Source organism: Rhizobium sp. SVR5-9E (assembly GCF_056755095.1).
Genome location: NZ_JBNDHS010000785.1, coordinates 1 through 233, shown reverse-complemented (window position 1 = coordinate 233; position 233 = coordinate 1). Strand labels below are relative to the sequence as shown.

Genomic DNA, 233 nt, shown 5'->3' with positions numbered 1-233 from the left:
TCGTCTTCCATTTCCGCACCTACACCTTTACAATCCCGGGCTACATGGTCTGGGCTGCGGTCTTCTATGCCGCATCCGCCTCCGTCCTCAGCCAGATCGCCGGCCGGAAACTGGTGAAACTGAACGCCGACCGCTTCTCGAAGGAGGCGGAGCTCCGCTTCTCGTTGATGCGTGCGAACGAGAATCTGCCGGTGATTACCGTCGCCCGCGGCGAGGAAAACGAACGGCAGCGG

At 61.4% G+C, this 233-nt stretch carries 1 pseudogene; it reads left to right on the top strand.

From position 1 onward, the window contains the following. A pseudogene (locus tag ACPYOJ_RS36980) lies at positions 1-233 on the top strand (ABC transporter ATP-binding protein/permease); the annotation flags it as partial.